We start from the raw sequence: 25350 nt of genomic DNA on the forward strand, positions 1-25350 counted from the left end.
AAATATTAGCTTTTTCTAGCAAACTAGAAAAAGCAAAGAATAGAGAGGCGGTAGATGACAGACTCGTGGCTTTTATTAACTGCCTTTTTGGTGTTCATCATGCAGGCAGGCTTCCTATGTTTAGAAACAGGCAAAATTCGTAGTAAAAATAGCATAAACGTCGCAGCTAAAAATATTTCGGATTTTATTCTGTCTGCCGCCATTTACTGGCTTTTTGGTTTTGGTCTAATGTTCGGCGATTCATTTAACGGCTGGTTTGGACTGTCAGAATTTGTCTTTGGTGAAAGCAATACACCTTCAGAAATTAGTTATTTTGTATTTCAATTAATGTTTTGTGGCACCGCTGCAACGCTATTGTCCGGTGCAGTAGCCGAGCGCATGACGTTTATCGGTTATCTATGGATCACGATTGTCATGGCCAGTGTCATTTACCCTATTACCGGTCATTGGGCATGGGCTTCTTTTTTTAATACTGATAACGTTGGATGGCTGCAAGGGCTAGGTTTTATCGACTTTGCGGGCTCTACAGTAGTACATTCCGTTGGCGGCAGTGTGGCCTTAGCGGCCATTATTATCGTTGGACCTCGCTTAGGAAGATTTGATGCTGACAGTAATTTACCCAGTGGTAGTAACTTACCATTCGCTGTGCTCGGTACCCTACTGCTGTGGTTAGGTTGGTTTGGATTTAATGGCGGTAGCACCTTAATATTCAATGAGTCAGTCCCTAAAATCATTCTAAATACATGTATAGCTGCAGTGTGGGGAGGGATATTCAGTTCTATATGCCACTATTATATTCACCGCTTTGTAGATGTCAGCTTTATTTTGAATGGCGTGTTGGCCGGCTTAGTGGCCATTACAGCTGGCTGTCATGCATTATCCCCCTTGGCATCTGCCATGATCGGCTCGGTTGCGGGGATCATTCTATATGCTGGCACCTACTTACTCGAAAAAATTGAAATTAGACGATGCTCTAGGCGTAGTACCAGTTCATTTATTTGCTGGGATATGGGGCACCTTATCGGTTGCCCTATTTGGCGACTTACCTTTATTAAATACAACTCTCACTCGACTAGATTTATTTTTTGTACAGCTAACGGGGGTTGTATCTATAAATGCCTATAGCTTCATCGTTAGTTTTATCTTACTACTGATAATTAATCGATTTGTTCCTCTTAGAGTCACTGCCGAACAAGAAACTCAAGGCATGAATATATCAGAGCATAGAGCCTCGACTGAGCTAATTGATCTACTCGGAAGTATGCAGAAACAACAGCAAAATGGACAATTTTCCACACCTGTACCGGTTGAGCCTTTTACGGAAGTTGGGCAAATAGCCCAGCAATATAATCAAGTTATTAGTCGAGTGAATAGCGAAATTACCGAAAGAGATAATGCGATTGATAATTTTAGAGCCAGCGAAAAGCGCAAAAGTGCGATTTTAAACTCCTCAATGGACAGCATTGTCAGCATCGATTTTGATGGAAAAATCATCGAATTTAATCCCGCTGCAGAAAAAACCTTTGGTTATCTAAAAGACCAAGTATTAGGCCGTAGCTTCATCGAATTGTTTGTATTACCGAATGAACGAGCCAATGCTATTCACAGTTTAGAACACAAATTTTCAGCTTCTCAAGGCCTCTTGTATAACCGCAGAAATACCACGTTTTTAATGCGTAGTTCTAGTGAACAATTTCCTGCAGAAGTGACCATCACTGGGGCCAATTTAGGTAGTGAGCTGAAAAACGAATTCACCTTGCACATACGTGATGCAACACGGCAAACTAAGCTGCAAAATAAGTTAAAACAATTGGCTTATAGCGACTCTCTCACGGGCCTATACAACCGCACGTTTTTAATCGAGAGTATCAACAAGTTAATTAACCAAGCCACGCCTGCAAAACTGGCTGTATTTTTTGGACTTAGACCATTTCAAAAATATCAACGACACCTTAGGCCACGCAGCTGGAGACAACTTATTGCGAGAAGTAGCTGATCGTTTAACCAATGTAACAGCTGCAGAAGACACAATTGCAAGATGGGGAGGAGATGAATTTATTGTCTTACTCAATAATGCCGAGTCTATTGAACTTATCCATGAAAGAGCCACTCAGATACTGGCACAAATGCGTAAGCCTATTACCTTAGAAGGCCGAGAAATCAATATCCCCACCAGCATTGGTATTTCAATATTCTCTGCTTCAGTCAAAGGGGCCTCAAAATTAATTCAGCAAGCAGATATCGCAATGTATCATGCTAAACAACATGGTAGAGATAATTACCAAGTATTTAGTCAAGAGATGTTAAACAAGTCTATTCGTCAGTTCAACTTCGAACAAGAGATGAATAAAGCCCTGCAACTAGAAGATCAGATTCATTTAGTTTTTCAGCCTAAAGTGAACACTAAAAAGAACGTCGTTGGCTTAGAAGCTTTGATCCGTTGGGAACATCCAACCGAAGGTTTGATTTCTCCAGGTGAGTTTATTCCATTAGCGGAGGAATCCAATTTAATTATCAACGTCGATCGCAAAGTCATTAATTTGGTGTTTGCTCAGTTAAACCAATGGAAAGAAGAAGGTACCCCTTTGGTATCAGTATCAATTAACTTGTCAGGTAAACACCTCGTTTCTAACGATTTGATCCCTTACATTATGGCGCAGCTTAAGATTCATAATATAGACCCCTCACTTGTAGAATTTGAGATAACCGAAGGAGTACTTTTAACTGATATTGAACGCAGCATTAGCGCAATGACGGCCCTTAAAGAGTTGCAAATAAAAATATCCATTGATGACTTTGGCACAGGATATTCATCCCTCAACTATTTAAAAAGATTGCCCATAGATATTCTCAAGATTGATCGTTCATTTGTGGATGAATGCGCTAGCACTAAAGAAGATGGACAAATTTGTGCGACAATAATAGATTTATCCCACAATTTAGACTTGCAAGTTGTGGCTGAGGGTGTTGAAACCGAGGCTCAATTAGAATTCTTACACAAGAAAGGCTGTAACATTTTTCAAGGTTATTACTTTTATAAACCCATGTTAGCAAAAGAAATAAAGAACCTCCCTTTTAGTAAAGTTTAAATTTAGCCTAAATGAAATGGCGTCATTCTACTTCAATCGGCACAAATAATAAGCTAGCAGGTAAGTAAGCATTCACACTGGAAATAATACACATGACTTAACTTTAGGTTGCGCTTGACCCTGACGCCAAGCTTGCTTATAAATGACATTCTTTTCTCGGCAAAGTATGTTGAATGTCTGTTAAACACCCCATCATCGCTATCACTGGCTCATCTGGTGCTGGTACAACCATGACCACAAATGCTATTAGACATATTTTTCGTAATTTGTCTGTTAATGCTGCTGTAGTCGCTGGTGACAGTTTCCACAGATTTACCCGTCCAGAAATGGAAGTAGAAATACGCAAGGCCCAAGAACAAGGTCGACACATTAGCTATTTCGGCCCCAGAGCCAATGATTTCGAAATGTTAGAAACCCTATTCACCGAATATGCAGAAACAGGAATGGGCAAGCACAGGCAATATTTGCATACTTTTGATGAAGCTGTTCCTTTCAATCAAATGCCCGGAACATTTACTCCTTGGCAAGATTTACCCGAAAATACCGATGTACTTTTTTACGAAGGTTTACACGGTGGCGTGACCAATGGCAAAGTGGACGTCGCTAAACATGTAGATTTATTGGTAGGCATGGTGCCCATTGTAAATTTAGAATGGATCCAAAAAATTGTTCGTGACACCAATGATCGAGGCCATTCACGTGAAGCCGTCATGAGCAGCATTGTCCGCAGCTTGGATGACTATTTTAAATTTATTACCCCACAATTTTCTCGTACTCATGTTAATTTTCAACGCGTGCCTACTGTTGATACCTCTAATCCGTTTAGTGCTCGGGAAATTCCCAGTCAAGACGAAAGTTATGTCGTAGTGCGCTTTCGTCGTGAAATGAAAACCGTGGATTACCCCTATTTATTGAAAATGATAGACGGTTCATTTATGTCCCGCATCAATACAATAGTTGTCCCCGGCGGGAAAATGGGCTTAGCGATGGAATTGATCTTGATGCCATTGTTAGAAGAATTATTAGAAAAAAACGCCGTGCCGGCTTTCAAATGGACTGGGTAACGAACAAACAACCAGAGTAATCAAATACTAGGTTATGTTTGCATTTAATAAGCAGTGAAACCGCTAGCTAGACAATCCAACGCCACTAGACACAAAAAAGAACGTTATCGAGAGGTTCGGCTTATCCAGGATCTAGGCTAGATAAGCTATTGCTGTGCACCGCTACTTGATTACGCCCTTTATCTTTAGCCTCATACAATGCCACATCAGCGCAACTATACAATGACTCAAAGGTGGCACCTTGCCAGCACTGCACTATACCAATTGAAACTGAAATGCTAATTGGTTTTGATGAGGTGTTAAATTGAGAGGCGTTTATGGTATCGCACAAGCGCTGGGTAATTTCTTTAGCCTGTTGTAAGCTGGTGTTAGGTAAGAATATACCGAATTCTTCTCCGCCAATTCGCCCAAAGGGATCATATTCACGTAGTAAAGATGTAATAATTCTTGCCATTTTAAGCAACACTTTATCGCCTACGACATGCCCATACTCATCGTTTACTTTTTTGAAAAAATCAATGTCTAGCAAACAAAATACCGCGCTTTGCGCTTCCTTGCGCAGCGCTTTAGTTCAACTTTTATTTGATTGATAAGACAACGTCTGTTGGAAATTTGGGTAAGTTCATCGGTAGAGGCAATGTTTGTCAACTGGGTAGTGTGTTTATGTAGATCTTGCTCTAGCATTTTCTGTTTGGTGATATTTTTGGCTTGCAGTAATAAATCACCATTACTCAATGTTTGCTCTGAAATAAGAAACCAGCGCCCATCAACTAAATCAATTTCGAACAGTCTAAATTCTCTAGAGCGCCTTTTTTTGCTGGATTCAAGTAGCCACCCATCAATGTCAAGGGTATCAATCTTAGGGCCTTGCTGATTTTTGAAAACCTGCCGATATAATTCGTCAAAAGATTTGCCGATAATCTTGTCACTATCTAAATATAAAATATCGGCAAAGGCTTGGTTGCAACCTTGCAAAATATCATCCGCTGTAAAAATTGCATAGCCGTCCTGTGACACGCGTAAAAAGTCACCCATTCTGGCCGCTAAAGTGGCAAATCCTTGATCCATATTTTCCGTTCCAACTTATCAAAGTGATATTTATACACCCACTAAGTTACTACTCTACCAAGAACTAATATCACTCAAGGTAATAAAACTATTTTAAGCTGCTGATGACTATATTCATCATACAAAATAGTAAGTTAGCAGAAATTTACAACCCTATGATTTAATACCTCATTTACTTAAAAATGCAATTGGTCAAAATTAACTCAACAAACAAGTACAAAAACTCGCATTTGCCGTGCCTTACACTTACTCCAATAAATAAAAGTCCCCTCAACGAGAATTTGAAAGCACATAATCATGTGACAAACTTTGTAACAAAGCAGAAGCCCAGTAATTCAATGTAAACTTTTGAATTGTTTTACTTTCACATATAGTGTTGACCTACCAATATTTATTAAAGCTGGACCTAGCATGGGACAAGAAACTACAAAAATTTTAGTTGTTGATGATGACATGCGTTTACGTAGTTTGTTAGAGCGCTACTTAATTGAGCAAGACTTTCAAGTCAGGGCAGCGGCTAACTCTGAACAAATGGACAGGTTTTTAGAACGAGAAAATTTTCATTTAATCGTGTTAGATCTCAATGCTGCCCGGTGAAGACGGCCTATCTATTTGTCGTAGATTACGTCAAAAAGATAATGAAATTCCTATTGTTATGTTGACCGCAAAAGGCGATGAAGTAGACCGCATCATTGGCCTAGAAATGGGGGCAGATGACTACCTCCCCAAACCTTTTAATCCTAGAGAACTACTCGCACGCATTCGGGCGGTATTGCGCCGCAAAACAACAGAAGCACCAAGTGCGCCCCTTCATTGGAAGAGCAAATAGTAGAGTTTGGCAAATACTCTTTAAACCTTGGGACCCGAGAAATGCTAGCTGACGGTGAACCTATGACTCTGACTAGCGGCGAGTTTGCCGTACTTAAGTCTTTGGTTACTCACCCTCGTGAGCCTCTATCTAGGGATAAGTTGATGAACTTAGCAAGAGGACGAGACTATAGCGCCTTAGAAAGAAGTATCGATGTACAAGTCTCTCGTTTACGTCGCATGTTAGAAGAAGACCAAACTAACCCTAGGTATATTCAAACAGTTTGGGGATTAGGCTATGTATTTGTTCCAGATGGAGAAAGTGCATCTTAGTATTCACTTTCTTAACCAATTGCTGTTAATCCAATGAAAATTTTACCTAGAAGTGCTTTTGGCCAAACCGTGCTATTGATTTCTATTTTATTATTGATCAATCAAGTGGTGTCTTTGGTTTCTGTGACGTATTATTTTGTTAGTCCCAATGTACAACAAATAAATAACCTACTCTCAAACCAAATTAAATTAGCTTTTATCGAAGGCTTAAATGGACCAGACTTACAAGTTACTCAGCGTATTTCTGATACGACAGGCATGCGGGTGTTAACCAATCAACAGGCATTAGAACAAGGCTTGAATCAAGCTGTGCCTTATCAATCTTGGTCTAAGCAAATGTCCTATAACTTGGGTGGCGAAGCGCAGGTTAAAATCACTCATGGTGAACCTTATTTATACTGGATAAAGCCTCCGCAAGACCCCTCAGTGTGGATCACCATACCCATTGTCGGGCTCGGCCATGGAGAAGGTTCGCCGCACTTAGTGTATTTATTGATGATAGGCATATTAAGTGTAGGCGGCAGTCTTATATTCGTCAGAAGACTTAACCGACCTTTAAAAGCCTTACAAAATGCGGCGATTACAGTGGGAAGAGGGCAAGTACCCGAACCATTAAAAGAAGAAGGGGCATGCGAACTCATCGCCGTGACAGGGGCTTTCAATCAAATGTCAAAAGGCATCAAGCAATTAGAAAAAGATCGCGCCCTGCTAACTGCTGGTATTTCACATGATTTACGTACTCCCCTTACTCGTATCCGATTAGCCAGTGAAATGTTACCTGATGACCAAGAGTGGATAAAAGAAGGGATAGTGCACGACATAGAAGATATGAACGATATTATCGACCAGTTTATTGATTACGTGCGTCAAGATCAGCAAGAAAGCCTTGCTATAGGTGACATAAACGATTTAATCAAAGACGCCGTGCAAGCTCGCAGTATAGAAGAAAATCACAATATTAAATTAAACTTAGTCACTCTCCCTAAAACACTCATTCGCCGAGTGGCGCTACGTAGAGTGTTAGAAAACCTAATAGAAAATGCCTTTCGCTACGGCAGTGACAATATAGAAATATCATCGATTTATCACAAGAAGCAGCAAAAAGTTGGCTTTTCAATAAGAGATTTTGGCCCTGAGCATTCCTGAAGGCAATATGGAAGCGCTATTCGAGCCATTTACACAAGGAGATATAGCGCGAGGCAGTTTAGGCTCTGGCTTAGGTCTAGCTATAATCAAACGTATTGTCAGCATGCACTCAGGTTCAGTTAGCTTAAGCAATCACCCTGAAGGTGGTTTAATCGCCAATGTGGTTATTTCAATTAATACCTAACCTAATGTGAAGAATAAGGAGTATCGTTTGAGCTAAACCATATCAATATCATTCAATGGTGTAATATGTTTAATGCAAATAACCTCACCCAAATGTTCACTCTGTGACGAAATTTTTGTGTATAGCAAGGCGGATTGTCGTAGTTAATAACGTGTTATTGCTAGGCAACCCAACGCCGCTAGTCAAAAAAAGAGCATTATCAAGGGGGTCGGCTTATCCAAGATTTAGGTTGCCTAACTTTGCTCTTCATCTATAAATTCTTGAAGACTAATACAGAAGTTCTCATAACTTGTTTGGGTTTGCTCAAACAAGCCGACAATTTGCTCTAGATTTTGTTGTTTGGCCTGCATTTCAATTTGGCTATACAAGCCATGTAATTCAGTGGCCCCGATATCGCCAGTAGACCCTTTCAATGAATGGCTTTGTTTACTAATATTGTCAAAATCTTGCTTATCAATGTACTCCCCAGCAACCGCATTTGGTCGGGAGATTTATTGGCAAAAATACGACAGATCTGTTTAAACAATTTTACGTTTTGCATTAAACGCATTAATGCTGACTCTTTATCCCACATAACGACATCTCCTTTTTCTATCATTGGTTTGGTCAATGTCTCAACCATTGCTTCTTTTACAGGGCCAGCTTGGTAGACCGATAATGTCCACTTAATGACAACTGTCACTAACAAGTCCAAGCTGATTGGTTTGGTAATGTAGTCACTCATACCAGCATTGATACATTTTTTCCTTTCACCTAACATTGCATTGGCTGTCATGGCGATGATAGGTAGGTGACTATTTTCTTCACCCGCTATACCACTTCTAATCTGTTCACTGGTTTTGTAACCATCTAAAATAGGCATTTGGCAATCCATTAAAATGCAATGGATCTGTACTCCTTCCTTAGTCTTAGCTTGCAACACATCCAATGCTTGCTGCCCGTTCATGGCTCTAAATATATTCATCGGCAACTCGGCCAACATGCCACTTGCCACCTCAATATTAATTTCGTTGTCATCAACTATTAGGATGTTAGCGCCAGCCAACTTCCTCTTATCATCGATATAGGAAGAGTCGTCTGCCACCTTTGTAAAGACAGGTAACAGTGCGTCTTTCTGCTCTTTGCGATCACACAATTTGTTAGTCAACTCTGACAACTGAATAGGTTTATTCAGCGAACTAACCGCAAGGTGCTCTAATAACGGAATGGGCTGGCCGCTATTACGCAGTACAAAAACTTTAGGCGTAAAACTAGTAATTAGTTGCCAGTGTTTATCCAGCAGCGACAAATACGGCGATGTGAAATCAATAAAAATATAGTCTGGAAACTGACTAGGCATTGCAGTATTACCATCTAACCAATCTATGTACTCCTGCTTTGCTAGACAACTCGCGCCATAGTTTTTCAACAATTTTGTTGCGCTAATTTCTAACGCCGAGTAGGGGACCACAATCAAGCAACGTTTGTTCTCAAGTAATTTAGGCGTACTGGATAGAACACAGTTTTCGGTAGGTAAATCGATGTGAAATTCAAACGTGCTGCCAATGCCTTTAGTTGATTCAAAACTAATTTCACCATTTAATAAATGAGTAAGTTGTCGGCAAATAGACAAGCCAAGTCCAGTACCACCATACTTAGAAGCAATTTCAGTATCTTCTTGGGTGAATGCATGGAAAAGTTTACTTTGGTTTGCCTCTGCTATGCCAATACCTGTATCCGCAACTGAGCAAGTAAAACGTGTTATGTTCAAGTCCAAAGGCTGGCAATATGCAGTGACTTTAATATGTCCTGTATCGGTGAATTTAATCCCATTACTAATTAAGTTGGTTAATATTTGTGAGAACCGGTGAGGGTCACTAGTAATGGACTGGCAGCGAAGGTCTGCAATATCTAGAATCACCTCTAAACCTTTTTCTTGTGCTTTCACCGCTAAGCTACAAGTTAAGCTTTCAACTAGCTCAATGGGGTTGAATGCCTTAAAGTCTAAATCTAATTTGCCTGCTTCGATTTTAGATAAATCAAGTATGTCATTAATTAACACAGCTAAAGAGTTAACACTGACAGCTGTCATCTCTAAATAACGAAGTTGATTTTCAGTGAGAGGATCTTTACGCAGTAAGCTTAGCGTCCCCATAATACCATTGAGTGGGGTTCTCATTTCGTGGCTAATATTGGAGATAAACGCATTTTTGACTTTGCTAGCCTTTTCTAATTCAGCGGTACGGCTGGCTACCTTTAGCTCTAGTTCTGAGTTTATTTGTTTTACTTTTTCCTCTGCTTGGCGCTCGATGGTTTGGTCTCTGACAATTATTGCCACGCCCATAAACCGATTATTAGCTCCCACAATTGCAGATAAAGACAACGACAAATACGTTTTTGAATGACTTGATTCAAGTACAGAATCAACTTCGTGCAAAGGATTATCAACAGATACGCTCTGTATACAAGTAAGAATATCAATATCGTCAAGCAGGGCAAGCTTGGCAATTGACTGGCCCAAAGCGTAAGACTCACTGTATTTAAACATTACTTCTGCGGCGTGATTCCAACTTATAATAGTGCCGTCGGGTTTAGTACTGATGATTGAATTTTTTGAACCTTTAATGATAGCCGCAGACAACGCTCTTGCCGCTGAAAGTTGATTATTGCGGCGCATGGCACGAGCTAAAATCATCAAAAACACCAATATGATGACTGTTATGGCAAACAGAAAAACATATACGCTAATACGACGTTCCATGGCCACCGTAGAAGCGAAACGCTCAGGGCCAAAACACGAATGAGTAAAAAACCATCTTCGCTAATACCCGCCACCCTGACTTTCTTTTCATAAGCGTAAAATACCGTGCTCACATCATCAGCTCTGACTACCTTAGTGAAATCTTGGGCGATTGCTTCTTCCATTTGATAGCTATTTTGCCATTGCAACTCTGGTGCTAAATCTCGGCTGAATTTTTCTCTGTCATTAGGCGATACTAAATAATAACCATCATTATCAGTCATCACCAATTGGAATTGGTTGCCGGCCATTAACACTAATGAATCTAGAATAGGCTGAGCATTAATATTTAAAATGAGGAACCCCAGACGTTGATGCTCGTTGATAAATATTGGTATTGAAATGCGCAGTGTGGGCCGATATGGGACTTCAATTTGTCCAAATTCTCGATTCAAAGAAAACTGCGACATATACAGCTCACCTTCTGCTAATTGCAAACTCGCAGAAAAATAATCGCGATCTTTCTTACTTTGCAATTGGCTTGCTTTTACCCTTTGAATTTTCCCCAATACACGCTCGACTCGAACTAACTCTAAGCCATCTTCATTGCCACTAATGATGCGAATTTGATCGTATTCTTGATTATGCTCCATGAAAGCGACAAAAGTGGTTTGCAATTGCTCTGCCCACTGCTGATAAGTATTTTGGCTATCAGGGTCTATACCATTATATTTCATCGCTCGCACTAGCCCAGAGATTGGAGGCGTTTCATGTAAAAAGCGAATATCACGACGATACTTGTCTAATTGCTCCTGCATTTGTGCGTCAATATGATCGGCTGTCTCATGCAGCCTGCTTTCAACTTCTGTTTTAACAGAAATATTTAAACTAGCTTCAAATAAACCAATTACCACTATAACCAATATTGTTACTGAGAAAGCAGCGTAGGGGATCAAGTGACGATTATGTGTGGGTTGTGATAAGTAATTTTTAGGAAAGCTGCAAGCATTGACGTCACCTAGCCCCAATTGGCTTTATTGCATATTCTACAATCGGTGCACAAACCAATCGTAACTCGTTACAACTCATCGGGCTCAATATAATATTGATTCCTGCCAAGTTGCTTGGCCTTGTATAAGGCTTTATCTGCCTGCTCAAGTATCTCCTTTGGGATAGGGTTGATTTGGGCTTAAAAGTAAAAATTCCTACACTCACTGTCACGATATTAAGTGGTGATTTTGCATGGGGTATTTTAAGGTCAAGCACAGACTTAAGTAACGCTTGAGCCAAGTGCTCAACTCCGGCCAGATCAGTTTCTGGTAAAACACATAAAAATTCTTCCCCTCCAAAACGAATTGCCACATCAGTCGGACGTTGTACAACTTCTTTAATAGAGTCTGCAATTTGTCTTAAACAATCATCACCTTGCAAGTGGCCATAGTAATCGTTATAAAGTTTAAACCAATCCACATCTAACATCATAACGCTCAAGGGATGATCGCTACGAGTAGCGTATAACATGCTCTTTTCCAAGACTTCATCTAATACATGTCGATTGTTTAAGCCCGTTAAGCCATCCTTATACGACATCCTACGCAACATGTCTGCTTGTAGCTTACTCACCAAGTGAGACTTGATGCGGTTCAACAATGTGACCCCATTAACAGGTTTAGTGACAAAATCTACGCACCCCGCATCCCAACAATTTATTTCACCTTCTACGTCCAATATCGATGTAATGAACACTACTGGAATGTGTTGAGTTTCAACATTTTGTTTCAATTTTCTACAGGTTTCTAAACCAGAAATGCCTCCCATCACCACATCCAACAAAATCAAATCAGGTAAAGTTTTTTGGCAAAAATCTAAGGCTGATTCTCCCGAGTGAGTGACAACGGTTTGATACAACCCAGATAAGAGACTGTCTACGACTGCGGAGTTAACTGGGTCATCGTCCACAATTAGGATAACCGACGCGGCCAACAACTCTTCCGATATTGAAACAAACTGATTCAAACTATGCACCTGTGTCTTTAAGCATGTTTAAGATAGCAATAATTACCTGAGTAAAATAGCTCATATTTTATAGAAATTAAGAAAATATACACTCAGCAATCCCCTAAGCGTTCAATTTTTAACTTTGACCTGTTTGAGTACTAAACGTACCAGAGTGAATACTTTCAACATCAATGGCATCAAAAGAATATTCTGAATGACAGTACTGACAATTCATTTTTATCGCGCCGTCTTGGCTGACAATATCCAACAATTCTTGTTTGCTGACATTCGCCAATGCGCTCGCACTTCGCTCCTTGCTACAACTACACTTAAATACCACGTCTGTAGCAGGATAAAGCTCTACTTCTTCTTGGTGATAGAGACGATACAAAATTTCTTCAGCCGGCAATTCAAACAGTTCTTCATTTTTAATGGTGTCGGTTAATTGGCCTAAATGCTCAAAATCGGTTTCATTGGCCTTTGTCGCACTACTACTAGTAGGCATAACTTGTAAAAACAAACCGCACACTTTTGCATCACCTGGCTTTAACTGAGTTCGTAATATGACTTTGGTGGCCAATTGCTCAGATTGTAAAAAGTAACTCTCAATACACTCTGCTAAGGTAGGTTTATCAAGCGCGACCATTCCCTGATACCGTTCACCGTCTTTTGGTGTGATGGTAATCACCAACACCCCTTTTTGAATTAAGCCTTGCAAGGTATCTGGTAATTCAACAACGTTTTCATCCCAACGGGCCACGCCTCGCAGCTGTTGGCTATGAGTACTGTTAATCACCGCATAGTTCAACACGCCCTCACCTTGCAATTGAATTGCAATATCGCCTTTAAATTTTAGGGTTGCAGTTAACAAACTCGTGGCAGCCATCAACTCCCCAAGTATTGTTTGAATCACCGGTGGGTAATGATACGAGTCCAAAATTTGTTGATAACTCGATTGTAAGCGAACCAGCTCCCCTCTAACGTTACCTTTATTGAATAAAAACCGATGAAGTTGGTCAAATGCCATATTGATTACCTTGAAAATTACTGTTGTTTAAATTGAATGATTTGTCGACGTTGCTTTTTGTCTGGTCGATGATCTGGTTTGGGACTATGAAAGGCGCTTAGTTTACGCGCTTCTGCATTACTTGCACGTAGCTTTTCACTCGCCTCAGATTCTTGATACATCAATTGCGCCAAGGGCGCTCCTTGGCGTTGTTCTTTTAATTGCAGCACCTCGACTTCTTTAATATCAAATCCCTGTGGAACTTTTATGCAAGCACCTAACTCTACTGTCTTACCGGGTTTACTGCGTTGACCATTATATTGTACTTTACCAGATTGCACTGCGTCTCTAGCAATGGCTCGGGTTTTGAAGAATCGTGCCGCCCATAACCATTTGTCTAAGCGGACATTAATTGAAGTTTCAGAGCTTTTATGCATGATTTACTACCCTTTAATTATTTTTTAGGATTGTTATTTTTTTGTAACCTTAAACGATTAGAGTTGTAGCTACTGTTACTACTCGCTATCATAAGCCCGTTACGTTTTTATATAATCCCACCGAGAAACAATGACATTCGCAAATTATAACGCTAATCAATTATGGCTCCAACTAGTGAAAAACCAACAAAAAATAAACCTGTTGGTTGTGGCTGTATTGGCGATTTTCTTATTGGCTTATGCAGCGGAGCTCACTTGGCGACTCTGGCCCATGCCTGTTAACACCGAAACCACTCATGCAACTCGTCAACCAACAAGGGTTGTATCCGGTAATAGTCAAACAAATTTAGCTGATATAAAGCGTCTCAACCTTTTTGGTGATTTAACTGCACAACCTATTGAAATAAAAGAAACTGTCACTGATGCCCCCGTAACTCGTTTAAGTTTAACCTTAACAGGCGTGGTAGCCAGTACCAACGAAGATGAGGGTGCCGCCATAATTGAAAACCGAGGCCAACAACAAACCTACGGCATAGGTGAAAAAATTGAAGGCACCAATGCTTCGTTAAAAGAAGTGTATGCCGACCGGGTTATCATCAAAAATGGTCCACAACATGAAACCTTAATGTTAGATGGGGTAGATTACACGAAAGCTAATTCACAGAAAGAAGCCAACCAGAAACCTCGGCTTATTAACACCCCTCAAGTTACCGATCAAAGACGCACATTGTCTGACGATGCCATAGAAGCCACCAGAGAGTTGCAACAACAACCCGCAAACTTTACCGATTACATTGCTGTATCTCCCCAACGCAAAGATGGAGAATTAACAGGATATCGTGTGTCTCCGGGTAAGAAGCCCTCATTATTTAAAGCAGTAGGGCTTGTGTCTGGAGATATCATTACTGAATTAAACGGCTTAGATTTGACTGATATGCAACAGTCGTTGGAGGCCATGAATATGTTAAAAGAATTACAATCTTTGCAAATGACGGTTCTGCGCGAAGAAGAACTTATTACCATTTATCTTGATCTACCCGAAGGGGAAGAGGAATTTTAAGCATGACGTGTTGTAGTGGCAAACGCCGAAATTATTTTAAAGGATTAATCATCGCCTTAGGCAGTGCTTTTTTTGCAGTATCTAGTTTAGTGGCTGCGGCCGATTATTCGCCCAATTTCAAGAATACTGAAATCAGTGAATTCATTAATATTGTGGGTAAGAACTTAAAAAAGACCATTATTGTAGATCCTAATGTACGCGGAAAAATCACTGTCCGTAGTTACGATTTGTTAAACGAAGAACAATACTACCAATTTTTCCTAAACGTACTGCAAGTGTATGGTTATTCAGTTGTAGAAATGTCGAGTGGCGTAATTAAAATCATACGCTCTAAAGACGCTAAGTCCTCCAATATTCCCGTTGTAGAAGGTAGCCCATTCGAGGGCGACGAAATGATTACTCGGGTGATGCCTGTTTACAATGTACCAGTTCGTGAATTGGCGCCATTGCTACGTCAACTAAATGATACCACTGGCGGTGGCAACGTAGTGAGTCATGACGCTTCAAACGTTATGATGCTGACAGGCCGTGCGGCAGTGGTAAATCGTTTAGTAGAAATTATCGAGCGTGTGGACCAAGCTGGTGATGAAGAAGTCGAGATAGTTAAATTAAAATATGCGTCAGCATCAGAAATGGTACGCATAATAGAGAGTATCAATAAATCTCAAGGCAAGGCCCCTACAGCAAATAGTAAGTCAGCACCAAGAGTTGTCGCTGATGATAGAACAAACAGCATCATAGTCAGTGGCGATGTTAAAGCTCGTCAACGTTTGGTGAATTTAATTGAACGAATGGATCAAGAATTAGAAAGCAACGGCAATACTCGGGTTATTTTTCTAAATTACGCCAAATCGGAAGAGCTAGTCAAGGTGCTACAAGGTGTGAGCGCCAGTATCCAAGCAGAAGCAAGTGGTGGCGGCACCAATAAAGGCTCATCTCGAGCAGCGAGTGGCAACAACCGTTCCATTAGCATTGATTCGCACGAAGATTCTAATGCCCTAGTCATTACTGCTGAGCCCGATATGATGCGCTCACTAGAAGAGGTAATTAGGCAACTCGATATTCGTCGCGCGCAAGTGCAAGTAGAAGCCATTATTGTTGAAGTATTTGAAGGTGATGGGGTCACGTTAGGTGTGCAATTAGGTAGTGAGAAGGGCGGCGGTACTCAATTCACTAATGGTGTAGCGGGCATCGGCTCTTTGGCAGTAGCAGCCGAGCAAGCGCGAGACCAAGTAACAACCACAACAGGATTCGACGACGATGGTAACCCCTACTCTTTTGATTCGGTAGAAAAAGGCGACTTCACGTCTTTGGCGTCTGTATTAGGCGGCGTAAATGGCATGATAGCCGGCTTTGTGAAAGACGGCTGGGGAGCAGTGGTACAAGCGGTGAGCACAGATACCAACTCCAATATTCTTGCCACGCCACATCTCACCACTATGGATAACGAAGAAGCGTATTTTATCGTTGGTCAAGAAGTTCCTATTATTACCGGCTCAACTACAGGTAACAACAATACTAACCCGTTCCAGTCGGTCGACCGCCAAGAAGTGGGTATCAAACTCAAGGTCACACCACAAATTAACGAAGGTGATGCAGTTCAATTACTAATTGAGCAAGAAGTATCAAGCATAAGCGGCGCGACCAATGTTGATATTATTACCAACAAACGGGAAATAAAAACATCGGTGATTGTTGATGATGGTGGCACAATTGTGCTGGGCGGCTTGATTGATGAAGATGTGCAAGAAAGCATTTCTAAAGTACCGCTGTTGGGTGACATTCCCATCATTGGCAACTTGTTTAAGTCTACTTCCACCAGTAAACGAAAACGTAACCTAATGGTCTTTATTCGCCCGACTATTGTTCGTGATGGCGTCACTATGAATGAAATTAGTCAACGTAAATATCAATATATTCGAGGTGAACAGCTAAAACGTCAGTCTCAGGGCATTCCATTAATGCCTCTAACCGAAGGGCCTTCTTTACCAGAATGGGATGATAGCTTGAGTTTGCCCCTTCGTTTGACGAATATATACAAAACAAAGATAAGGCCGAGGACTAAGTTATGTCTGCCGCGCAGATTAATATAGCTGATGCAGAAGAACAGGCGTTAGTAGAGTCTGGCACAGACTTAGACACGCCTATTGAAGAAGCAGAGCACAAACAGTTAGCTTTTAGTTTTGCTAAACGCCATCAGGTTTTATTAGATACGGGCGAAGAGCCAGCCATTTTGTATCACACTCAAGATACTGAGTTCCAAGTGTTTGCCGAAGTCAGACGCTTTTTAGGAGCTGAATTTCGTTTGCAAGAAATCGAGCTAGAAAAATTTGAGTCATTGCTGACCCATGCGTTTCAACGCGATTCATCGGCTGCCAAACAATTGATGGAAGACATAGGTAACGAAAGCGACCTATTTAGCCTAGCTGAAGAATTACCCGATACCGAAGATTTACTAGAAAGCGAAGATGATGCACCAATTATCAAACTCATCAACGCCATGCTAGGTGAGGCCATCAAAGAAGGGGCTTCGGATATTCATATTGAAACTTTCGAAACTCAACTTTTAGTACGCTTTAGAGTCGACGGTGTATTGCGAGAAATACTCAAACCCAACCGTAAAATGGCTTCTATGCTGGTTTCTCGAATTAAAGTTATGTCTAAAATGGACATTGCTGAAAAACGGGTACCGCAAGACGGTCGTATTACCTTACGAATTGCTGGTCGCGCAGTCGATGTGCGCGTATCAACCATGCCTTCTAGTCACGGCGAACGGGTAGTGTTGCGTTTATTAGATAAAAACAATGTACGGCTAAATCTCGAAGATTTAGGCATGACCCAAATCAATCGAAACTTTTTCTCTAATTTGGTACGTAAACCACACGGCATTATTTTGGTTACCGGCCCTACGGGTTCTGGTAAATCCACTACTTTGTACGCAGGGCTAAGTGAAATCAATTCAAAAGACAGAAACATTCTGACAGTAGAAGATCCTATTGAATTTGATTTGCAAGGAATCGGCCAAACCCAAGTTAACGCAAAAGTGGATATGACTTTTGCGCGAGGTTTACGGGCCATTTTGCGTCAAGACCCCGATGTGGTCATGGTTGGTGAAATACGGGATCTAGAAACCGCGCAAATCAGTGTACAAGCCAGTTTAACTGGTCACTTGGTTATGTCGACCTTACACACCAATACGGCTGCCGGCGCCATTACCCGCTTAGAAGACATGGGTATCGAACCCTTCTTATTGTCCTCAAGTTTGTTAGCTGTATTATCACAACGTCTGGTCAGAACCTTATGCCCAGACTGCAAAGTGCCGCACACACCTAGTGAGCAAGAATGCAAAGTGCTAGGCATAAGGCCCATAGATGTTGCGAATCATGCTATTCATTCGCCCAAAGGCTGTGCCGCTTGTAATCAAACAGGTTACCGAGGCAGAACCGGGATTCATGAGTTGTTAGTGGTGGATGAGGGGATACGTGAATTGATCCACAATGGCCATGGCGAACAAGCCATTGAAAAGCATATTCGCCAAACTACTCCTAGCATTCGTGACGATGGCTGTAATAAAGTTTTGTTGGGCTTTACCTCACTTGAAGAAGTGTTGCGTGTTACTAGGGAAGACTAATGGCCGCTTATGCATATCAGGCCATGGAGAAAAATGGCAAGACTAAAAATGGCGTGTTAGAAGGGGATAACCCGAGGCAAATACGCCAACAACTCCGCGAATTAGGTTTGATCCCCATGCAAGTGGATCAAGTGGCTGACAAAGAGCGCAAATCTCAACAGAGTTTTACCTTATTTAAAGCCACTATTTCAGCCGCAGACCTATCTTTACTCACCCGTCAGTTGGCTACGCTAGTTGAATCATCATTACCTATTGAAGAGGCATTATTAGCCGTCGCTGAACAATGTGAAAAACCTCGCCAGAAAAATATGATGATGGCCGTACGCAGCAAGGTAGTTGAAGGCCATACCTTGGCCGATGCTTTAGGTGAATTCCCTCATGTCTTCGACAATCTATTTTGTGCCATGGTTGCCGCGGGTGAAAAGTCCGGCCATTTAGATACGGTATTAAACCGTTTAGCTGATTACACCGAAAACCGCCAAAAAACCCGTAGTCAAATCACGCAAGCCTTGGTTTATCCAATGATAATGATGTTTTTTGCCTGCGCTATCGTTATTTTATTACTGACAGTTGTTGTGCCCAAAATTGTGGGACAGTTCGAACATATGGGTCAAGACCTACCCACTATCACCCAAATATTAATAGACGTCAGCGAGTTTTTGCGCAATTACGGATTATTTTTGGGGGCGGTGATAGTTCTAATTATGGTGATTATCGCCAGAATATTGAAACAACCCGTGATGAAAAAACGTTACCACAAGTTTATTCTTACCTTACCATTAATAGGTAAGGTATCTAAAGGCTTAAACACCGCGCGCTTTGCCCGTACCTTGAGTATTTTAACGTCAAGTGCTGTGCCCCTTTTGGAGAGTATGAGTATTGCCGGTAATGTACTCGAAAATTTACACATTAAAGCGGCAATTAGAGACGCAGCGGGGTTTGTCAAAGAAGGGTCTAGTTTGCGGGCTTCTTTAGAACAAACCAAAATGTTTCCCCTATGATGATGCATATGATTGCCTCTGGCGAACGTAGCGGTGAATTACAACAAATGCTCGGCAGAGCAGCAGATAATCAAGACAGGCAGTTTGAATCTTTGGTTGGCGTATCACTCAAAGTATTCGAACCAATCTTAATCGTGACAATGGCTACAGTAGTATTATTTATTGTACTGGCTATTCTACAACCAATTATGGCTTTAAATTCTATGGTGAACCTCTAATGAAATTACAACTTAAAAAATCAACTTTAGCTCTTAACAAAGGCTTTACCCTCATCGAAGTGATGGTGGTGTTATTAATTATTGGCATAATGGCCGGTATTATTGCACCACAAATTTTAGGCAGCCAAGAAGGCGCCCAACTTAAAAAAGCCGCGGTAGATATCCAGCAATTAGAAAGTGCCCTAGAAATGTACAAGTTAAGAAACAATGTTTTCCCCACAACAGAACAAACGTTAGATGCTCTAGTCAACGCACCTACCATTGATCCTATTCCACGTAATTTCCCTGATGGTGGATTTATCAAACGTCTTCCGCAAGATCCTTGGGGAAATGATTACCAACTATTGAGTCCGGGTGAGTTAGGGGCTATCGATATTTTCTCTAATGGCCCAGATTTAGAAGCCGGCACCGAAGATGATATTGGTAACTGGAATCTAAACGAATACTTAAACTAACCATTAATAAATCGAACTATTGTGTTTCACTTGCCCAGAAAATCTATTTCACAACATGGCTTTACTCTGATCGAAGTCATGCTAGTACTGGTGATCATGGGCTTGGCTGCGAGCGCAGTAGTATTTAATTTTAATGGGCAAACTGGCGATGAGTTACTAAAAAAACAAACCCAAAGATTAGAAGTCATCTTCAATATGGCATCTGACTATGCCGTATTGAACCAAAGACAGCTAGGCTTACGTGTAGAGCAAAAAACCAATAGCTACTATTTTATGCTGTTAGACGAGAACCAAGAATGGCAGAAGCTAGAAGGCCAGCCTACTTTCGAAGAATATGAACTGCCAGAGTTCTTTAAGCTAGAGTTGTCTTTAACTGATTTACCTTGGGAAACAGACAACAATTTATTCAGTACTGAAGTATTCGATGAAGAATCTTCTTTCGACGAAGACATCGTTCAAATTGGCGACGAAGAAGACATTAAATTATTACCACCTCAAGTGTTTATATTCTCCAGTGGCGAAATTACCCCCTTCTCATTGTCTATCGCCTACGAGCCTGAATTCACTGATGAGCTACCGGTTTATTATAGACTCAATGGCCTAGACAGTGTTCCTTTGGAGCGAGAGGGCCCACTAGATGAGCTTTTAGGCGTGGCACAAATCCATCGTTCAAAAAACAAACAGGACTAACGTTAATAGAAGTCATGGTGGCCTTGGTGATTTTTGCGCTCACTGCTTCAGCCATTGTCAAAGCGTCAGGGGACCATTTAAGCAGTGTTGGCCAAATAGAACACATTACCTTCGCGACTTGGGTAGCCAATAATCAACTCACCCACTTAACCATATCTTCTAACTGGCCAGTAAAAAACAACCAAACTGGATCAGAAGACATGGCCGGAAAAACGTGGTACTGGAAACAAAAAGTAGAAAAAACCGAAGATAACGCAATGGTCAAAGTTGAAGTGATAGTCGGTACGGATAGTAAACTAAACAATGCCGTCACGTCAGTGTCTGCTTTTATCACTAAGCGCAACTAATGATGATAGTAAGACAGGCTAAAGCCGGATTTACCTTATTAGAAATACTCGTCGCCATGTCTATCTTCACCTTGATCGGCTTAGCCAGTGCTGGTGTCATCACCTCAGTCATAGACAGTGACAAATTATCTAGCGAACGGTTTGAGCAATTAGAAATACTACAGCGCACGATGTTAACGATTGAACGAGACCTAATGCAATCTGTGCAAAGGCCCACACGTGTTGAAGGACAGCTAGAGAAAACGGCAATAGTAGGCGGCGAAGGTGTACTTGACAGTGACGCAGATGGCATCAGCTTGGTAAGAGGCGGATGGCACAACCCTCAGTTGATATTGCCCCGCAGCACACTGCAAGCTGTTGGCTATCGTATGCAAGAAAACCAATTACAACGATTGTACGGCAACTACGTAGATAACGTCATTGGTTACGAGCCCAAAGTAAAGGTGCTGCTGACCGATATCGAAGACTTTCAAGTGACCTTTTTGACCGACCGCAAGAATTTAGATGAACCCAATCAATGGCAAGAAGAGTATTCAAGTGAGACCCTACCCATTGCGATATCGATTACGCTGGTCAGTAAAACATTTGGCGAAATACATCGAGATTTCATAGTGGCTAGCGATTCATGAATAAATCAATTGCACGACACCAAAAAGGCGTCGCCCTAATCATAGTTTTACTAATTGTCGCCATTGTCAGCGTACTAGCCACAGAAATGGGAACACGATTGCAGCTGCAAATTAAGCGAGCATCAAATATTAAAGAAAATAACCAAGCTTATTGGTATGCCATGGGTGCTGAACAGTTTGCTCAAAAATCTCTAAGCGAATTGTATAAAAGCAGCAGTGCAGTAATTCATTTAGAACAACCTTGGAATCAAGAGTTTACCTTCCCGATTGAAGGGGGCATTCAAGCGCAACTAGTTGATTTACAATCTTGCTTTAACCTAAACGCATTAGGAATAGCCAACAGTGGCACGGGCGCCAATACGGAATTAGCCCAACGACTAAACGCCTTCTCTCAAGTAATGGAGACGATTGAACCACAAATTCCTAGTTATGAGATAGATACTGTTCGTGAATCCTTAGCGGATTGGTTAGACACCGACAGCCAAAGTAGATCATTAGGCGCGGAAGATAGTGAATACGAAAGCCTGCCATTTCCCTACGTCGCAGCCAACGATTTAATGACGCACAAGTCAGAAATGCGCTTAATAAAATGGCGTTAACGTTAATTGGTTGGATAAGTTATTAGCATTAAGCTGTGTATTACCCGCAGACTCATCACTTAAAATTAATGTGAATACCGTTTCTGAAGAAAATGCAGGTATAATTGCTGGTATGACAGGCTTAACGTTAAGCCAAGCTCAATCTGCACTTTCAGCTAGAGGTAACGATGGATTTGATAAACCAGCGGGGTTTTTAAATACCGCTGAAATTAAAGCCATAACGTTAACTGATGAACAAAAAAAGTGGTTTGATGTCACCACTTCATACTTTATTTTGCATACTAGAGCCAAATTTAATGACGCAACATTTGCCATGCAAACCGTATTTAAGCTTGATAGCAACAATAAAGTACAAGTAATAAGACGAGAATTTAGCGGCTTCTAATGAAGTATTATTTAATCACCCACAATCAATTGCAGGGCAAGTAAACGTTATGGAACAGTTAGTAGTACGCCTAGGCGCTAATCCAAGTGACGGGATCCATTGGATTGTATGGTCTAGTCAACAAGACGAAATTATTGCCTCTGGAGAATTACCAGATGCTAGCCATTTAGCCACGCTAACAGACAGAGCTGGCGGCAGACCTATTGCGACTCTTGTGCCTACCAGTGATGTTTTGCTGAAATGGGTAGACTTGCCAGCAAAGGCTGGTCGTAAAGCGCTGGCGGCTATTCCATTCATGCTTGAGGAAGAAATTAGTGGTGATATTAATCAACAGTTTTTTGCCCTTGGTCCCAAAAATGGCAATCAACAAGCCGTAGCTATTGTTAATAAAGAAAAACTGCAAGCTTGGCTAAATATCATTAGTGATGCAGGGTTAGCCTGCAATCAACTACTACCTGACGTACTGGCTTTACCGGCCGAACAAGAAGCGTGGAGTATACTGGAGCTTGGCCAGCAACTACTTGTGCGACAAGATAGCTGGGCTGGTTTACAAGGTGAAGCAGAGTGGCTTACTCAAGCCATTCAACATCAGGCCAAACAACTCGCTAAAAAATCCAATCAGATGTTATCTATCAAGAATTACTCAGCCTTAGACTTATCTGCTTTTGAAAACATCGAAAGTGAGAGTGCACCGCTCGAGTTACCCATGAAAGTGTTAGCGGAAGGGGCTCGCGCTGCGCAATTTAATTTATTGCAGGGTCAGTACAAAGTTAAAAACAAAAGCAACGAAAATTGGAAAAAATGGCGCTTGGCAGCAGTGCTTGCAGTCGTAGCGTTATTCACCAGCATAATTGACAAGACCCTAGAGTTGAATAAAATTGACACTCAATTAGCCAATATAAAAGCCCAGTTAGATAGTGAGTACAAACGTGCCTTTCCAGATGCAGGTGCCTATCGAAACCTAAAAACCACTATGCAACGCAAAATGAAAGCATTAGAACAAGGTGGCGGTGGCAGTTCTATTTTAGCCATGCTCAGCGAGTTACGCCCAGCGTTTGAAGCGTCCCAGGTTAAACCTCAAACAATGCGATTTGATAGTAAACGCGCGGAATTACGCCTACAGGCCGTAGCGAATAACTTCGAAGCCTTAGATAAGTTCAAGCGCTAAGGCCGAGGCCCAAGGTTTTGAGGTAGAGCAAGGTTCTATTAACCAAAAGGATGATCAGGTAATCGGCACCTTGTCGATTAGGAGTTAGGATGGAAAAGTTAACAAATCTGTACAAGCAGTTAAACTCTCGTGAACGATTATTAGTCTCGGTTTCTGGGGTGCTACTAGTTTGTGCATTATTTTACTGGCTGGTTTGGTCACCTTTAAATACGTCAATAGAAAGAGGCAGAACGAGTTTAACCAATCAAGAATCGCTTTTAGCTTGGGTAAAGAAGAACAGCAGCCGAGCCATTCAGCTACGTCAATCGTCAGGCAACGCCAGTCAATTTTCTGGCTCTTTACCGCAGGCAGTGAATCATGCTGCCAGTAGAATGAAAATTCAAATTTCACGGATGCAACCCCAAGGTGAAGAGTTACAAGTATGGGTTGACCAAGCTCCATTTAACGATGTACTCAGTTGGTTGCAATCATTAGAAAAAGTAGGGATTAGTATTTTGGATATTGATATCGCCGAAGCAGATGCACCTTAGCCTAGTTAAAATCAGGCGCTTAAAATTAGGAAAATCATGAAGTCTACGTTGAAATGGGGCAGTGTTTGCCTTGTTATATATTTTGTATTTTTAATTGTTAAACTGCCAGCAATAGTGGTCTTACCCAAATTACAGCTACCGCCAGACGTAAAGATTAGCGGTGTTAGTGGTACCATTTGGCACGGTCACGCACAACGAATTACCTATCAAGGGCTTCCTTTAGAAAACGTAAACTGGTCACTTTCATTTTTGTCTTTATTACTGCAAGACATCAATTTACAACTGAAAGCAGGGAATATTCGTCAAACAGAGCAAATTGCACTTAACGGACAATTACAAATTTCAGCGGATAACATTCAAGCCTCCAACCTACAAGCCTATATACCTGCAGATATCGCTATGATGTCTTTACCGCTGCCGATTCCGGTACAAGCAGAAGGGCGCTTTAAAGTGCAATTAATTACTGCCGATTACGACTACTCAACAGGTTGCCAAACCCTCGAAGGCCAAGGCCAATGGTTAAATGCCAAAGTAGCTGGTGTTGGCAACACTATAGGTTTAGGGAACTTTAATGCAACTATCACTTGCCAACAACAGCAACTATTGTTGACGGTAAAAGAGCCCAACAGTCTTGGCTTAGATGCGCAAGTAAAAGTCGCCGCTAATCTACAATTTAATGTTACCGGGCGTTTTAAACCCAGCACTGAATTGCCTAAAGAAGTGCATCAAGCGGCGCAGTTTTTTGGCAAGCAAGACAGCAAGGGTTATTACTCTATTACGTTCTAA

22 protein-coding genes and 8 pseudogenes are annotated in these 25350 nt (G+C 41.3%); 22 read left to right on the forward strand and 8 right to left on the reverse strand.

Features of this window, described 5'->3' with window-relative positions:
• Positions 1-99: 99 nt before the first annotated feature.
• From RS130_RS04025 to RS130_RS04045, 5 genes and pseudogenes are all read left to right on the forward strand, one after another.
• Positions 100-867 (forward strand): annotated as a pseudogene (locus RS130_RS04025) (ammonium transporter); the annotation flags it as partial.
• A 61-nt stretch (positions 868-928) separates the two neighbouring features.
• Positions 929-1174 (forward strand): annotated as a pseudogene (locus RS130_RS04030) (ammonia channel protein); the annotation flags it as partial.
• A 33-nt stretch (positions 1175-1207) separates the two neighbouring features.
• Complete coding sequence (locus RS130_RS04035) at positions 1208-1996, forward strand: PAS domain S-box protein (protein WP_316027964.1); 789 nt, start codon at positions 1208-1210, stop codon at positions 1994-1996.
• The gene (locus tag RS130_RS04040) at positions 1917-3089 is read left to right on the forward strand and encodes a putative bifunctional diguanylate cyclase/phosphodiesterase (protein ID WP_316024899.1); all 1173 of its coding nucleotides are present in this window, start codon (positions 1917-1919) and stop codon (positions 3087-3089) included. The genes RS130_RS04035 and RS130_RS04040 overlap by 80 nt, the downstream gene beginning before the upstream one ends.
• Before the next feature lie 173 nt (positions 3090-3262).
• Positions 3263-4173, forward strand: a pseudogene (locus RS130_RS04045) (phosphoribulokinase).
• A 101-nt stretch (positions 4174-4274) separates the two neighbouring features.
• Here the strand turns inward: RS130_RS04045 and RS130_RS04050 are convergent.
• Both RS130_RS04050 and RS130_RS04055 read right to left on the reverse strand, forming a co-directional pair.
• A complete protein-coding gene (locus RS130_RS04050) occupies positions 4275-4682 on the reverse strand; it encodes a GGDEF domain-containing protein (RefSeq protein WP_316024900.1) in 408 nt (135 codons plus the stop codon).
• Positions 4676-5221: a PAS-domain containing protein gene (locus RS130_RS04055; protein ID WP_316024901.1), complete on the reverse strand. Its 546-nt coding sequence runs from the start codon at positions 5219-5221 to the stop codon at positions 4676-4678. The genes RS130_RS04050 and RS130_RS04055 overlap by 7 nt, the downstream gene beginning before the upstream one ends.
• 411 nt (positions 5222-5632) lie before the next feature.
• Between RS130_RS04055 and RS130_RS04060 the strand changes: the two genes are divergently transcribed.
• The 4 genes and pseudogenes from RS130_RS04060 (at position 5633) to envZ (ending at position 7691) form a co-directional block, all read left to right on the forward strand.
• Positions 5633-5818 carry a response regulator gene (locus tag RS130_RS04060; RefSeq protein WP_316024902.1) on the forward strand — a complete coding sequence of 62 codons (186 nt, stop codon included), beginning with the start codon at positions 5633-5635 and terminating at the stop codon, positions 5816-5818.
• A complete protein-coding gene (locus tag RS130_RS04065) occupies positions 5805-6050 on the forward strand; it encodes a response regulator (RefSeq protein WP_316024903.1) in 246 nt (81 codons plus the stop codon). The genes RS130_RS04060 and RS130_RS04065 overlap by 14 nt, the downstream gene beginning before the upstream one ends.
• Positions 6035-6361, forward strand: coding sequence for a winged helix-turn-helix domain-containing protein (locus tag RS130_RS04070; protein ID WP_316024904.1), 327 nt, complete (start codon positions 6035-6037; stop codon positions 6359-6361). The genes RS130_RS04065 and RS130_RS04070 overlap by 16 nt, the downstream gene beginning before the upstream one ends.
• 33 nt (positions 6362-6394) lie before the next feature.
• Positions 6395-7691 (forward strand): annotated as a pseudogene (gene envZ / locus RS130_RS04075) (two-component system sensor histidine kinase EnvZ).
• A 233-nt stretch (positions 7692-7924) separates the two neighbouring features.
• Here envZ and RS130_RS04080 read toward each other — a convergent pair.
• The 6 genes from RS130_RS04080 to RS130_RS04105 form a co-directional block, all read right to left on the reverse strand.
• Positions 7925-8104 carry a hypothetical protein gene (locus RS130_RS04080; protein WP_316024905.1) on the reverse strand — a complete coding sequence of 60 codons (180 nt, stop codon included), beginning with the start codon at positions 8102-8104 and terminating at the stop codon, positions 7925-7927.
• The gene (locus RS130_RS04085; protein ID WP_316024906.1) at positions 8101-10365 is read right to left on the reverse strand and encodes an ATP-binding protein; all 2265 of its coding nucleotides are present in this window, start codon (positions 10363-10365) and stop codon (positions 8101-8103) included. Before RS130_RS04085 ends, RS130_RS04080 begins: the two co-directional genes overlap by 4 nt.
• 23 nt (positions 10366-10388) lie before the next feature.
• Positions 10389-11324, reverse strand: a complete 936-nt coding sequence (locus tag RS130_RS04090; protein ID WP_428982845.1) for a cache domain-containing protein — start codon at positions 11322-11324, stop codon at positions 10389-10391.
• 100 nt (positions 11325-11424) lie between these two features.
• On the reverse strand, positions 11425-12426 hold the full coding sequence (locus RS130_RS04095; RefSeq protein WP_316024908.1) for a diguanylate cyclase: 1002 nt from the start codon (positions 12424-12426) through the stop codon (positions 11425-11427).
• Between the two features lie 118 nt (positions 12427-12544).
• Positions 12545-13435, reverse strand: a complete 891-nt coding sequence (gene hslO, locus RS130_RS04100) for an Hsp33 family molecular chaperone HslO (protein WP_316024909.1) — start codon at positions 13433-13435, stop codon at positions 12545-12547.
• 17 nt (positions 13436-13452) lie between these two features.
• Entirely contained in the window at positions 13453-13851 is a 399-nt protein-coding gene (locus RS130_RS04105; protein ID WP_316024910.1) for an RNA-binding S4 domain-containing protein, read from the reverse strand.
• 130 nt (positions 13852-13981) lie between these two features.
• Here RS130_RS04105 and gspC point away from each other — a divergent pair, with 130 nt between their 5' ends.
• From gspC to RS130_RS04170, 13 genes and pseudogenes are all read left to right on the forward strand, one after another.
• Complete coding sequence (gspC, locus tag RS130_RS04110; protein WP_316024911.1) at positions 13982-14911, forward strand: type II secretion system protein GspC; 930 nt, start codon at positions 13982-13984, stop codon at positions 14909-14911.
• A gap of 2 nt (positions 14912-14913) precedes the next feature.
• A pseudogene (gene gspD, locus RS130_RS04115) lies at positions 14914-16976 on the forward strand (type II secretion system secretin GspD).
• Between the two features lie 3 nt (positions 16977-16979).
• Entirely contained in the window at positions 16980-18542 is a 1563-nt protein-coding gene (gspE, locus tag RS130_RS04120; RefSeq protein WP_316024912.1) for a type II secretion system ATPase GspE, read from the forward strand.
• A pseudogene (gspF, locus tag RS130_RS04125) lies at positions 18542-19761 on the forward strand (type II secretion system inner membrane protein GspF). Before gspE ends, gspF begins: the two are co-directional and overlap by 1 nt.
• Positions 19761-20216, forward strand: a complete 456-nt coding sequence (gene gspG / locus RS130_RS04130) for a type II secretion system major pseudopilin GspG (protein WP_316024913.1) — start codon at positions 19761-19763, stop codon at positions 20214-20216. The pseudogene gspF and the gene gspG overlap by 1 nt, the downstream one beginning before the upstream one ends.
• Before the next feature lie 30 nt (positions 20217-20246).
• Positions 20247-20906: a type II secretion system minor pseudopilin GspH gene (gene gspH / locus RS130_RS04135; protein ID WP_316024914.1), complete on the forward strand. Its 660-nt coding sequence runs from the start codon at positions 20247-20249 to the stop codon at positions 20904-20906.
• 14 nt (positions 20907-20920) lie between these two features.
• The gene (gene gspI / locus RS130_RS04140) at positions 20921-21253 is read left to right on the forward strand and encodes a type II secretion system minor pseudopilin GspI (RefSeq protein WP_316024915.1); all 333 of its coding nucleotides are present in this window, start codon (positions 20921-20923) and stop codon (positions 21251-21253) included.
• Positions 21253-21882 carry a type II secretion system minor pseudopilin GspJ gene (gene gspJ / locus RS130_RS04145; protein WP_316024916.1) on the forward strand — a complete coding sequence of 210 codons (630 nt, stop codon included), beginning with the start codon at positions 21253-21255 and terminating at the stop codon, positions 21880-21882. Before gspI ends, gspJ begins: the two co-directional genes overlap by 1 nt.
• On the forward strand, positions 21879-22481 hold the full coding sequence (gene gspK, locus RS130_RS04150; protein ID WP_316024917.1) for a type II secretion system minor pseudopilin GspK: 603 nt from the start codon (positions 21879-21881) through the stop codon (positions 22479-22481). Before gspJ ends, gspK begins: the two co-directional genes overlap by 4 nt.
• A 10-nt stretch (positions 22482-22491) precedes the next feature.
• Positions 22492-22866 (forward strand): type II secretion system protein GspK, encoded by a 375-nt coding sequence (locus RS130_RS04155; protein WP_316024918.1) that lies wholly within the window; start codon positions 22492-22494, stop codon positions 22864-22866.
• 49 nt (positions 22867-22915) lie between these two features.
• Positions 22916-24122: pseudogene (gspL, locus tag RS130_RS04160) on the forward strand (type II secretion system protein GspL).
• A gap of 1 nt (position 24123) precedes the next feature.
• Positions 24124-24604, forward strand: a pseudogene (locus RS130_RS04165) (type II secretion system protein M).
• Positions 24601-25350, forward strand: a complete 750-nt coding sequence (locus RS130_RS04170; RefSeq protein WP_316024919.1) for a type II secretion system protein N — start codon at positions 24601-24603, stop codon at positions 25348-25350. Before RS130_RS04165 ends, RS130_RS04170 begins: the two are co-directional and overlap by 4 nt.

This window comes from Paraglaciecola aquimarina, from assembly GCF_032464635.1.
GTDB lineage: Bacteria > Pseudomonadota > Gammaproteobacteria > Enterobacterales > Alteromonadaceae > Paraglaciecola > Paraglaciecola aquimarina.